Consider the following 12,377-nt stretch of genomic DNA (forward strand, 5'->3'; position numbering starts at 1 on the left):
TCACCAGGTTCGGCGGACGGTGCTGTAGCCGAGCTCGCCGAGGTGGAACGCGAGCGGCACGTCGTCGTGCGCGGATGCCGACGAGTCCGCGGAGTGCGGCCGAACGCGGACGCCGACCTCGACCGACTCGATCGCCGTTCGCGTGGCCAGCGCCGAGACATCGACACTCACCCGATTCCAGCCGGCGGGCCAGATCGTGCCGGCGCCCTCGGTCGCGCTGCCGTCGGCGCCGCGAACGACGAGGAACGACTCCAGTGGCCGTTGCGGATTCTGCACACACAAGTCGAGCATCGCGTAGACGAACCTCGCGTCGGGCCAATCGTTGCCTGCAGCAACGACGGGAAGGCGTACCGACAGCGCCGCGCCCTCTCCGGCCGCGGTGCGTTCGCTACCCTGCACGAGCGCCACGGGTCCGTCGGGCTGCTCGTGAGGCACGGGCATGCAGCGTACGCCGTCCGGCAGCACCACGATGGGTTCGCTGCCTGCTGCGCGGACGATGTTCTCGGCCAGTGCCCGCTGGAGCCAATCGTGCTCGCCGACGACATCCGGAGAAAGCGACGGCCGGGACGGCGGCTGCCAGGGTTCTTCGGCCGAGTACACCGTACGGCGCGTCGTCCTACGGACCAGGGCGGTAGCGATCGTGCGTTCGTGCCATCCGGGGCCGAGGATGTCGTCATCCCGCCCAGCGAGTCGAAGGACCGCCTCCGAGCCCACCGGAACCGTGAGCTCGAGGACTGTCTCCGGTCCGCTGACCCGGTACCGCATCTCGAGAGTCCCCCGCACCGTCCGCGACCTGAGGGACAGCGAGTCGATGCCGTCGACGAACTGGGGCGCGACCTCGAACTGTGACCAGCCGGCGGCGATCGGCCGTACGCCGGCGAGCCACTGCCAGGCCCAGCCCGCGAACGGTCCACCGAGGCCGATGTGATCGAGCGACCCGGTGCCGGTGTTCCGCGGGTCGATCCACCAACACTCCCAGAACGTGCCGGGGCCATGGTCGAGCATCGCCCCGATCCCCGGCTCAGCCGGCTGGTGAAGGGTGTCGAAGATGGTCTGTGAGTGGCCGGTGCGCGCGAGTGCCCGGATCGTCGTCCGCGTCGCGGCGAAGCCGGAGGTCAGGCGATCGTTGCGAGCGCGGACGTCGTCGGCGATCCGGCCGGCCGCACGCTCCGCCGCGGCCCCGGTGAGAGCGCGAGATTCCACGGCGATGGCGTTGGCCGCCTGGGTGCCGTTGCCGAACACGTCGCGTTCGTCGTCGTAGAACGCCGTCCGCGACGCTGTCCGCAGTACGTCGGCCTGGGCACGTCGTACAGCGGCGGCATCCGGACTGCCGGTGGCTTCTTCGAGCGTCGCGAGTGATTCCAGGCTGTCGATGGTCGCGGCCGTGTGGTGCAGGGGCGGCGGAGTCTGCTCGAGGGCGAGCCAGTCCGATCCGTAGCTGATCGGAGCGTTGCCGACGACGCCGTCCGCGGTCCGTAGCGTGAGTTGGTAGTCCGCCCAGCGCCGCAGAGCCGGGAGTGTCTCCCGCACGACCCGTTCGTCGCCGTAGTGCAGCCAATGGCCGAGGAGCACCCGCTGCAGCGCGGCGCCCCAGACGGGGTCGGGGCTGATCCGGACCGCCCGGATGTCTGGCGAGATGGCCGGGATACTGCCGTCGCCTTGCTGGCTCGTGCGCAGGTCGGCGAGCCACTTCGAGAAGAAGGTCTGCAGGTCGAAGGCCGAGAATTCGAACTCGGTAACCGACGCGGTGTCCCCTGTCCATCCCGCCTGCTCGCGGGTCGGGCAGTCCTCCGGGATGCCGTGCACGTTGTTCAGCAACGTACGGCGTGCCGCCCCGACGAGGGCGTTGACCTGCGGGTCGTCGGTCTCGAGTTCGCTCACACTCACCAGATCGGAGTGCAGGCTCCAGGCCTCCACCGCCACGTCGGCGTCGGCGGGAAGCCCGAAGATCTCGAAGTACCGGAATCCGTGGTAGGCGAACCAGGGCTCGAGAACCTCGCGCACGGTCCCCTCGATGACGTACTCGACGGCCTGGCGTACCCGTCCGTGGTCGAACGGCATCGTGAGATTGGTGGTGTCGAGCCTGCAGGCCTGGTCGAGGTGTTCGCCGTGGACGACTCGTACGACGGTGCCGGCGGGGACCGGCGAAGCCACCGTGAGCCGGGTGCGACCCGCGATGTTGGTCCCGACGTCGTAGACCCGGCTGACGGCGGAACGGCTGAGCTCGGTCACCTCGTGGCGTGCGACGCGGTGCAGCGCCGGTGAAGGGTCTGGAGCGATCGCGGCCGGCGGCGTCCCGAAGGAGACCGGGTCCACCTCAGGCTCGAGTACGCGCAACGCGTCAGACGGGCCGAAGAGCACAGCGTCGCCGATCCGTTCGTGGCGCTCGAGGTAGAAGGGCTCCCCCCGGGTGACCTGGGCGTCCGCGGCGTCCGTGTCCGCGCCGGTGCCCGCGCGCACGATCGTGCCGTCGCTGGAGTGTGCGACGAGTTCGGCCAGCAGGCGCGGGTCCTCGCCGGAACGTTCCCAGTCACCCAGACCGAGCGCGAACTCGATGGTGTTCTCACCGACAGCGAGAAGATCGGTCACGTCATAGCTTCGGTACAGCGCGCGACTCACATCGGTGCGCGACGGATCGGAGGCATCGGCGTTGACGGCGACGCCGTTCACTGATGCCCTCACCAGGCCCTGAGCGGTGAGGTGAAGTCGGGCCCGTTCCGTCGGCTGCTCGAGAAGCACCTTCCGCCGCAGAACGGTGAGTGCGGGGTGAGCGACCCACTCGGCGGACCAGTCGTCGTACTGCCACGGTCCGGTTTCGCAGCTCGCCGGATCGGCCCACTGCGACCACGCGCCGGCTTCGTCGCGCACTCGAACGGTCCAGAAATACAGGGAGTCCGCCGCAAGATCGATGCCGAGTGCAACGAAAGGGTCACCGGCTTCGACCTCGCCACTGTCGAAGCTGAGCACGGCGTCACCACTGCGAGGGTCCGATGTCCCCGGACTCACGCGCAACCTGAAGGCGGTTTGCCGCTGGCCGTTGCGTTCGAGCGGCACGACCCACGAGAGCCGGGGCCGGCGTTCGGACGCGAGCGCGACGAAGCGGTCGTCCGCTCTGATCGCGGACTCGCCAGGAGCTGCCTGCGCGGCGGCGGCGCAACGCCCGTCTACGCGCAGCGTTGTCGGTGCCGGACTCGTCATTGTGGGACCTCTCGGTGTTGATCAGCCGCAGCCTGGACCAGAACTGTCGGATTAGGTCCCTGGCCGGTCTCGCGGTCGTCCGGCGACTCGCGCCACGCACTCTTGACACCGTGACCCAACCCACCCATCATAACCTGAAAGCTTTCATCTGAAAGCTTTCAATGTTCGATAGACGCGCTCAGACGCAGTCGGAGCACCCGCTCATCGAGGACTGGGTTCAGCCTTCATTCGGCATTCACAGCAAGGAAGGAAGGCTGACAATGACGTCACGTACAGCGCGCCGCCGGGTGCTCGTTGCCGTCGCGGCAGCGATGGTTCCCGTGCTCGCGGCGTGCGGCGGGAACGCCGCCACCAGTTCCGGAGACGCCGGCAAGGTCGACGGAAGTTCCATCGTCTTCACCACCATCACCGCGCTCGAACCGCAGTTCAAGAAGTACGCCGAGGCGTACACCAAGCAGTTCCCCGACCGCTTGGTCGAGGTCCGCAGTACGACGGACAAGCCCGACGAGTACGCGCAGCAACTGGCGACCGCGCGTCTGAGCGGTGAACTGCCGGACGTCTTCTTCAACGTGGACTTCCTGGCCGACACGCTGGCGACCAACAACGTCACCCTGGACCTGGCTCCGGGGCTGAAGGAAGGCAAGCTCGCCGGCCTCACCGCCGACTCGTTCCTTCCGCAGTTCGTCGGTCAGTACCGGCCGCTCGCGAAGCCGGAGCAGATCACCGGCCTGCCGGTGAGTGCCGACTCGGTGGGGCTGTTCTACAACAAGTCCCTGTTCGACCAGCTCGGGGTCAAGGAGTACCCGAAGGCGGACTGGACCTGGGAGGACATGCTGCGGGTCGGCCAGGAACTCCAGGCCAAGGGCGGCGGCAAAATCACCGGCCTGGCCGCTCCGCTCGGTGACGGCAGCGCGCAGATCGTCTACGGCCCGGTCATCAAGGCGTTCGGTGGCTCGGTCTACGACGCGAAGACCGGCAAGTCCGGCATCGGTCAGCCGGAGGCGATCAAGGCGTGGAAGCTGATGCTCAGCGCCTACGGCACCGCCTCCGGCGCCTACACCACGACGACGGACGACCCGAAGCTCAGTTTCGGCTCGGGCAAGGTCGCCATGGCCATCGCCTCACGTGGCTCGGTTCCGCAGGTCAAGACGACGCTCGTCAACGCGAAGTGGGACGTGCAGGTTCTCCCGACGATCGACGGCAAGTCGACCGCCGGCGGCGGGTCGTACGGGCTGTCGATCTCCCAGACCAGCAAGAACCAGGATGCCGCATGGGCGTTCCTGAGCTGGTTCTACGACACCAAGACCGGCATGAAGGTCGCCCAGGACGTCGGTGGCGTCATTCCGCCGACCGACGACGGTATCGACAACGGCACCTGGAAGGACGGCACCCCGCCGGACAACATCGCCGTCTTCGGCGAGTCGGCGCGGACCGCGGTTCTGCTCACCGCCATGCCGGGCTCGACGTCGACCGTGATGGCCGACGCCACGAAGAAGGCGACCCAGGAGGTCCTGCTGAAGAAGCGCTCCGTCGAGGATGCTTTCGCCGAAGCGGAGAAGACCGTCAACGCGGCCATCGCCAAGCAGGCCAAGTAACTAACGGATGACCCGGGGCGCCTCACCCGGGTCTCCCTAGCATCGGAGATCGTAGTGCCGACCTCAACCCTGGATACCCCATCGCCTCGGCAGGACGAGGAGAAACGACCCCCGGACCGAAGTCACGGCTACCGGCGCGGCAGACGCATCGACACGCTCACCGCCGCCGCGTTTCTCACCCCGGGAATGCTGGCCTTCGCGCTCTTCGTGATCCTCCCGGCCGTGGGCGGCCTGGTGCTGACCTTTTTCCAGTGGGATCTGTTCAGCACACCGCGATGGGTCGGGCTCGAGAACATCATCCGGTTGTTCAGTGACGCCGAGATGTGGCAGGCGCTCGGGGTCACCGCCCTGTTCGTCGGAATGGGCGTCCTGCCGACGATCCTGATCGGCTTCGTCCTGGCCGTCCTGGTCAACACGAAGCTGCCGGGGATCGCGGCCATCCGCGTCTTCTACTTCGCGCCGATGATCGCCTCGGCCGCGGTCTCCTCGCTGATCTGGGTCAACCTGTACAGCACGAACGGGCTGGTCAACCAGGCGCTGTCCTGGATCGGCGTCAACGGGCCGAACTGGCTGTCCGACCTGACCTGGGCCCGCCCCGCCCTGGTCATCATGATGATCTGGGGCGGTCTGCCCCTCGTCATCATCCTGTACCTCGCCGGGCTCCAGCGGGTGCCGGACGACGTCTACGCCGCGGCCTCCCTCGACGGCGCGAGCAAGTGGCGCCAGGTCTGGTCGATGACCTGGCCGAACGTCTGGGGCACGACCGTCCTGATCGCCGTACTGCAGGCCGTCAGCTTCGTCAGCGGTTCGTTCGAGGTCGCGCTGATCATGACCGACGGTGGCCCGCTCGGCTCCACCCAGTCGATCGCGCTCTACTCGTACAAGGTCGCCTTCTCCCAGCGCGACATCGGCTACGCGAGCGCTCTGTCGCTGTTCCAACTCGTCCTGATGATCGCCATCGTGGTTCTCGTCCGCGGGATCGTGCGGTTCCGGAAGGAGCGCAGCTGATGCGTACGCCGCTGTCCCACAACGTCCTTCGCTACCTGGCGATCGTACTGGCCGGCCTGGTGATGGCCACCCCGCTGCTGTTCATGGTCTCCGGCTCGCTCAAGTCCGCCGCGGAGATCAACGCCTTCCCGCCGCCGTTGTTGCCCGAGACACCGATCTGGCAGAACTTCGCCGATGCCTGGAACTACCTGACCCCACGGGTCATCCTCAACACCTTCATCTTCAGCCTGGGCATCGTCGGCCTGCAGCTCCTGCTCTCGCTGCCCGCCGCCTTCGCGCTCGCGAAGATCCCCTTCAAGTGGGCGGCGGCGGTGGTCGCGGCGCTCGTCATACCGCTGTTCATCCCAGGCAACCTCACGCTGATCCCCCTGTTCGTCGTCACGTACCAGCTGGGGTGGCTCAACACCTATGCCGGCCTCATCATCCCGATGGCGGCCCAGTGCGCGTTCGCGATCCTGATGTTCCGGGAGTTCTTCGCGGGCCTCCCGGTCGGTCTGATCGAGGCGGCGCGTATCGACGGGGCGAGCTGGGGGCGGGTGCTGACCGCGATCGGCATTCCGCTGGCCAGGCCCGCGCTCGCCACCTTCTGCTCGATCAGCTTCCTGACGGCGTGGAACATGTACATCTGGCCGCAAGTCATCGCCCCGAACCCGGCCAACCGGGTGATCAACGTCGCGCTCGCGCCACTGGCCGGCGGTGAGAACTCGATGATCTCCCCGTCCGTCGGTCTGGCCGGCGCGGTGATCGCCATGCTGCCGGTGCTGATCGTCTTCATCGTGTTCCAGAAGTGGTACCTCAAGGGCATCGTCGGAACGGGTCTCGAGTGAGCCATCGGTCGGGAGAAAGGGCCGTCATCACACGACTGCGCGCCGAGTACCAAGACGTTGCCTTCGGCATCGGTTCGGCGGCCCCACGGCTGTCGTGGGGCCTCGAGTCCGCGCCGGACGGGTGGCGGTCGGATCGGTACGAGGTCCGGATCGAGCGAGCCGATGCGAGCGTGGAGTCGGTGGTCGTCGAGTCCGGCGAACAACTCTTCGTACCGTGGCCGTTCACGCCCCTGAGCTCCCGTGAGCGCGTACGAGTGAGTGTTCGAGTGGGTAGCGGTGACGCTTGGACCGAGGTCAGCGAGCCGCTCACCATCGAGGCCGGCCTGCTCGACCACCGGGAGTGGCAGCAGGACCTCATCAGCCCGTCGACCATCGGCGGCCTGGCCGACGGCGCTCCACTGTTGTTCGGCCGAGCCGACCTCACAGCGCAGCCGGTCTCGGCAAGGCTCTACCTCACCGCCCACGGGATCGTGGAGTTCTCCATCAACGGCGTGCGGGTCGGTGACGACGTCTTCGCGCCGGGCTGGACGGCGTACGAGAAGCGCTTGCGGTACCGCGCGTACGACGTCACAGGCCTGCTGCGTAAGGGATCCAACAGCCTCCAGGCGCTGCTGGGCAACGGTTGGTACCGCGGTCAGCTCGTGTGGCCGGGGAACCGGTCGAGCTACGGCGATCGCCTCGCCGTACTCGCCCAGCTCGAGGTCACCTACGCCGATGGAACACGGCAGACCCTCGGAACGGACTCCAGCTGGGGAGCCGTTCACAGCAGCATCCTGTTCGACGACTTCTACGACGGCCAGCGGCGCGATCTGCGGATCACCGATTCACCGGAGGGCAAGCCGGTCGACACGGTCGATCTCCTCGACGGCGGGTTCGCCCGCCTCATCGCCCCGTCCGGTCCCCCGGTGCGGGTCACCGAGACGCTGCCCGCCGTACGGCTGCTGACCTCGCGGTCGGGCCGGACTCTCGTCGACTTCGGCCAGAACCTCGTGGGCTGGGTCCGGATCCGGGTCAACGGCGAAGCCGGGACCGAGGTCACCGTGCGGCACGCCGAGGTTCTCGAGTACGGCGAGCTCGGCGTCCGCCCGCTCCGCAGCGCGAAGGCGACCTGTACGTACACGCTGGCCGGCGACGCGGTGGAGATTCTTCAACCCACCTTCACCTTCAACGGATTCCGGTACGCCGAGATCGAGGGCGTCCCGGACCTGGCGCTCGACGACGTCGAGGCCCTGGTGCTCGGTACCGATCTGCGCCGTACCGGCTGGTTCGAGTCGTCGGACTATCGCGTCGATCGCCTGCACGAGAACGTGGTGTGGAGCATGCGGGGCAACTTCCTCGCGCTGCCGACGGACTGCCCACAGCGCGACGAGCGGCTCGGGTGGACCGGCGACATCCAGGTCTTCTCCCCCACCGCGACCTTCCTGTTCGACACCGCCGGATTCCTCTCGGAGTGGCTCGGCGATCTGTCGGCCGAGCAGAAGGCGGACGGCGGCGTTCCCTTCGTGATCCCGGACGTCCTGCGGGAACCCGATCCCGCGGCCGCCGCCTGGAGCGACGCCGCCACGATCGTTCCCGACGCGGTGCACCTCGCGTACGGCGACGCCGGCGTCCTCGAGCGGCAGTACCCGTCGATGCGGGCCTGGGTCGAGAAGGTGCGCGGCATCGTCGGCGAGGACCTGCTGTGGTCCACCGGACCACAGTTCGGCGACTGGCTCGACCCGACGGCTCCGCCGGACGACGCGGCGAAGGCCCAGGCCGACCCGGCCGTCGTCGCGACCGCGTACTTCGCCCGTTCCGCCGGCATCCTCGCGCGGTCGGCCACGTTGCTGGGGCGGCACGACGATGCCGAGGACTACGCGCGGCTGGAGCAGGACGTGCGCGCGGCGTTCATCGCGGCGTACGTCAGCGAAGACGGCCTGGTGCGCAGTGACTGCCAGACCGTGTATGCGCTCGCCATCGTGAACGACCTCTTCGCCGACGAGCGCCAGCGGGTCGGTGCCGGCGATCGGCTCGCGGAGCTCGTCCGCGCGGCCGGCTACCAGGTCAGTACTGGGTTCGTCGGGACGCCGGTCATCCTCGATGCGCTGTCGACAGCCGGCCGGCCGGAACTCGCCTATCGCATGCTGCTGGAGGAGTCCCGCCCGTCGTGGCTGTATGCCGTCGCGATGGGAGCGACGACGGTGTGGGAGCGCTGGGACTCGATGCTGCCGGACGGATCGATCAATCCGGGCGAGATGACCTCGTTCAACCACTATGCCTACGGCGCGGTCGCCGACTGGCTGCACCGCCGCGTGGCCGGACTCGCGCCGACCTCACCGGGGTACCGCACGATCGAGGTGCGTCCGCTCGTGACGGGCGACCTGTCGGGCGCCGCGGCCAGGCACCTGTCGCCGTACGGCGAGATCGCGGTCGGGTGGCGTTGCGAGGGCGACCGGTTCGAGCTGTCGCTGACGACGCCGTACGGCGTGAGCGCCGACGTGTGGTTGCCGGGGTCATCCACCTCGGTGGAAGTTGGCCACGGCAACCACACGTTCAGCTCGGTGCTAAAGCTCGTCTGAACCGATCCGCACCGTCTTGCCCGACTTGTACCGGCGCCTGACCGCGACGCCCTTGCCGGTCACGGTGACCGTGTCGCGGGTGACCTGCACCTCGAGTTGCCGTCCGCGCCAGTGGAGGTTGCGGACGCCGGCGTTGGACAGGGCCGACGGCAGGTTCGGGGTGATGACGAGAGCCTCCGGCTCGGCTTCGACCCCGACGAAGGCGTACAGGAAGCTGGCCGGCGCCAGTCCGCTCTCGGGGAACGGGATGTCCGTTCCGACCGAGTGTGCGCCGCCCGGCGTGTCGACCGTGCCCTCGCCGCGGTACAGCGGTCCACCGCCGCAGATGTGGTCGGGTTCGCTCCACCGGTCGAGGATGGCCGTCATCCGGGCCCACGCGTCATCGGCGGATCGGTAGCGGGCGCGCGCCATCACATCGAATCCCGAGGTGTAGAGGATGGCTCCGCCGTCCTGCACCTCTTCTCCCCAGGGCGTCGTGAGGTGGGTCAGGAAGAACCAGTAGCTGTTGCGCCGCGTCGTCGACCTCGGAGCGAAGACCCACTTCGAGTAGATGTCGGCGGGTCCCTCGAAATACTCGCCGAGTGCCACCACGTACCTGTTCGACGCGTCGGTCGCGGGCAACGCGTCGGCGTATGCCCTCGCGCCGGGCACGCTCTTTGCCGTCGACCACCAGGCGAGCGTTCCGGTGACCTGGGAGACCTCCAGGTAGTACACGCCCGCCGGTTGCTTCGGCAGGTCGAGGTGCGCCACCCGGCCGTCGAACCAGTCGCTGAACTTCCGTTCCGCGATCTTGACCGGAGCCTCACCAGGCAGGCCACGGTAGAGCGTCATGGTGAACGCGGCACCGCGCTCGGCGTAGGTGGCGAACCGCGCCGCGACGCTGACGAACTCGGCAGCCGCCGTGAAGCTCTGCCCCAGCGTGTGGCCGGCGGTGATTTTCGGAGCCAGGCCGCCCTCTTCGATCTGGACGACCGCTTCCTGCAGCTCGGTCCGGCCGTGGTCCAGCCACTCGAAGATCCGTGCTGCCTGGTCCTGGGTCGGGAGGCCGAACGACGCCGCCTCGAGATTGACGTAGGTCGAGCCGTAGTCGTGAGCGACACCGTCGGCGTCGATGGACTGCACGTACCGGCCGGCCGTCCCGTTCCAGAACAAGGTGTTGTAGCGATGACGCGTCAGCTTGCGCACGGTCCGCAGCTCGTCGGCCCTGGCCGCGCCTCCGACGTGCTCCTCGAGCTGGGCCATCGCCTCGAGCGCGCCGTAGAAGTAGGCGTTGAGGAAAGCGTCCTGATACCCGAACGACGTGACGTCCCAGTAGTTGGAGGGCAGATAGCCGTCCCGGCCGCTGTGGTCGGGCGAGTCGATCGTGACGATCCCACTCTTGCCGCCGAGCGAGTCGAGGTAGAAGTTCATCGCCCGACGGACTCGCGGCAGCATCGTGGCGAGGAAGTCGGCGTCACCCGTCCACGAGTAGTACCGCCAGGCGCCGAGGATGTACATCGCGTTGGAGCTGAAGTGCCGGGCGTCGAACAGCTTCGGATCGGGAAACGGCCACTCGGCCCGATCCGACCATGACCAGACGTACCCGTCGGGTTCCAGCTGCGTGTTCAACAGGGAGTCGGCCTGCGCCCCACGGCCCGCCGTCCCGGTCCAGTCCAGGATGCGCCCGTTCCAGTCGGCCCAGTCCATCGCGTGCCCGCTGAAGCGGAAGCTGAACGCACGCTCCCAGTAGAAGGAGGACAGCTGCGACGCCCTGCGCTGATCGGAGGCCGTGAACACCGGGAAGACCGCCGGCAGCGCGTCCGAATGCGGCTGGACCTCCACCGCGAGCGATCGCGCGATGGTCTGCGCCGCGTCCGCGGTGCCGGAGTTGAGCGACATCACCATCGACTGGGCGGTCATCGTGCCGTCGAGGACCGGTTCGTTGCCGGTGAACCGCAAGTCGTACGGGCCGTTGCCTCCGGCCGTCACCGCCTTCGATCCCGACACCGGGTTCGTCCAGGCGTCCCGGCGCTTCAGCTGCTCCGACGGCATGTAGACGCCCTGGTCGCCGTAGAAGCGGTTGAACAGCACCCCGTCCGCCGCGGCGACGGAGTACCCGTCGCGGCGCCACGAGGTGGTCAGCGTCAGGCCGGGATCGGCCCGCGGGTCGGTCTTCCACTGAATGTCGTACGCCATCGCCAGGTTCCGGCCGGACAGGTCCAGCTTCCACGACGCGATGCCGTCGACGTTGAAGCCCGCCACGTCGATCGTCATGGTGCGATCCGCCTGCACCTGACGGTCCTGGTACGCCGAGCCGCCCACGTTGACCGTCGTCGCGCCGAGCCGGCTCCACCAGCCGGGGGTCCCCGCGGTGTGGGAGATCTCCAGGTAGTAGGACCCGGCGGGCTGATCCGGGACGTCGAGGTAGGCCCATCCGTTGTCCTGCAGCGGGTTCACCTCGCGCGTGGCGATCTCGGTGAGACCGGTCGCCGGGGTCCCCGCGAAGAGCGTCATCCGCAGGCCTGCGTTGTTGCTGCTCCAAGTGGGAAACTGGCCGCCGACGCGGGTGAACCGGTACATCGACGCGGTGAACGACTGGCCGATCGTGTGACCGGCGTTGAGCGGGACGGGTGAGTTGGTTTGCGCCTGCTTGAGGCTCTTTGCCGACGGCAACTGAATGCCCGCCAGGCTCAGCGACGTCCCGGTCGCCGTCCAGGAGACGTCCTTGTTGAACCCGGCGTCGAAGAAGTCGGTCGCGCCGAGGAACACCGAGCCGAACGACGTGGGTTGGTACTGGCCGGACCCGGCCGGATCACAGGCGAACCGGGTGAGCTTCCCGTACGCGCCGGAAAGACTGATGAATCCATTCTCCAGCTGGTAGGTCTCGGCCGTTGTCGCCGTGGCCTGGAGGGGGCGTGCCATCCCGCTCGCGGCCAGGAGCAGGCCACTGCCCGCCCCCTGGAGGAAGAGGCGCCGACTAGGGCGGAAGCGTTTGTTGCCCATGGCCATGGGGATCTCCAGTCGTTCGTTCGCGGAGTGATCGTGGCAGGTCGAAATCCACAATGACCGCGTCGGAGGGGCGTCGGAAACGCCAGTCACTGAGGGGAATTGAAAGCTTTCAGGTAGAGTCACAGACGAGCCCAGCACTGTCAACCATCTGAGCCCCGGCGCCGGCTGGTCCGACCGGTTCCGGTCACTCTCCGCGGATCCAT

The 12,377-nt window shown here is 68.0% G+C and carries 6 protein-coding genes; 4 read left to right on the forward strand and 2 right to left on the reverse strand.

Annotated elements, in window-relative coordinates; all coding sequences use genetic code 11:
- Entirely contained in the window at window positions 1-3,198 is a 3,198-nt protein-coding gene (locus A3ES_RS0125630; protein ID WP_020389701.1) for a family 78 glycoside hydrolase catalytic domain, read from the reverse strand.
- 260 nt (window positions 3,199-3,458) lie between these two features.
- Between A3ES_RS0125630 and A3ES_RS0125635 the strand changes: the two genes are divergently transcribed.
- Genes A3ES_RS0125635 through A3ES_RS0125650 form a run of 4 tightly spaced genes read left to right on the forward strand, consistent with a single transcriptional unit; the run spans window position 3,459 to window position 9,186 of the window.
- On the forward strand, window positions 3,459-4,793 hold the full coding sequence (locus A3ES_RS0125635) for an ABC transporter substrate-binding protein (RefSeq protein ID WP_040455537.1): 1,335 nt from the start codon (window positions 3,459-3,461) through the stop codon (window positions 4,791-4,793).
- 54 nt (window positions 4,794-4,847) lie between these two features.
- Window positions 4,848-5,801 (forward strand): carbohydrate ABC transporter permease, encoded by a 954-nt coding sequence (locus A3ES_RS48405; protein WP_157630752.1) that lies wholly within the window; start codon window positions 4,848-4,850, stop codon window positions 5,799-5,801.
- Complete coding sequence (locus A3ES_RS0125645; RefSeq protein ID WP_020389704.1) at window positions 5,801-6,628, forward strand: carbohydrate ABC transporter permease; 828 nt, start codon at window positions 5,801-5,803, stop codon at window positions 6,626-6,628. The genes A3ES_RS48405 and A3ES_RS0125645 overlap by 1 nt, the downstream gene beginning before the upstream one ends.
- Window positions 6,625-9,186: an alpha-L-rhamnosidase gene (locus tag A3ES_RS0125650; protein WP_020389705.1), complete on the forward strand. Its 2,562-nt coding sequence runs from the start codon at window positions 6,625-6,627 to the stop codon at window positions 9,184-9,186. Before A3ES_RS0125645 ends, A3ES_RS0125650 begins: the two co-directional genes overlap by 4 nt.
- Here the strand turns inward: A3ES_RS0125650 and A3ES_RS0125655 are convergent.
- The gene (locus tag A3ES_RS0125655) at window positions 9,172-12,168 is read right to left on the reverse strand and encodes an MGH1-like glycoside hydrolase domain-containing protein (RefSeq protein WP_169501804.1); all 2,997 of its coding nucleotides are present in this window, start codon (window positions 12,166-12,168) and stop codon (window positions 9,172-9,174) included. The two genes, A3ES_RS0125650 and A3ES_RS0125655, sit on opposite strands and share 15 nt — an antisense overlap.
- Window positions 12,169-12,377 lie beyond the last annotated feature (209 nt).

Origin of the sequence: Kribbella catacumbae DSM 19601 (assembly GCF_000372465.1) — a bacterium.
In the GTDB taxonomy this organism is placed as follows: domain Bacteria; phylum Actinomycetota; class Actinomycetes; order Propionibacteriales; family Kribbellaceae; genus Kribbella; species Kribbella catacumbae.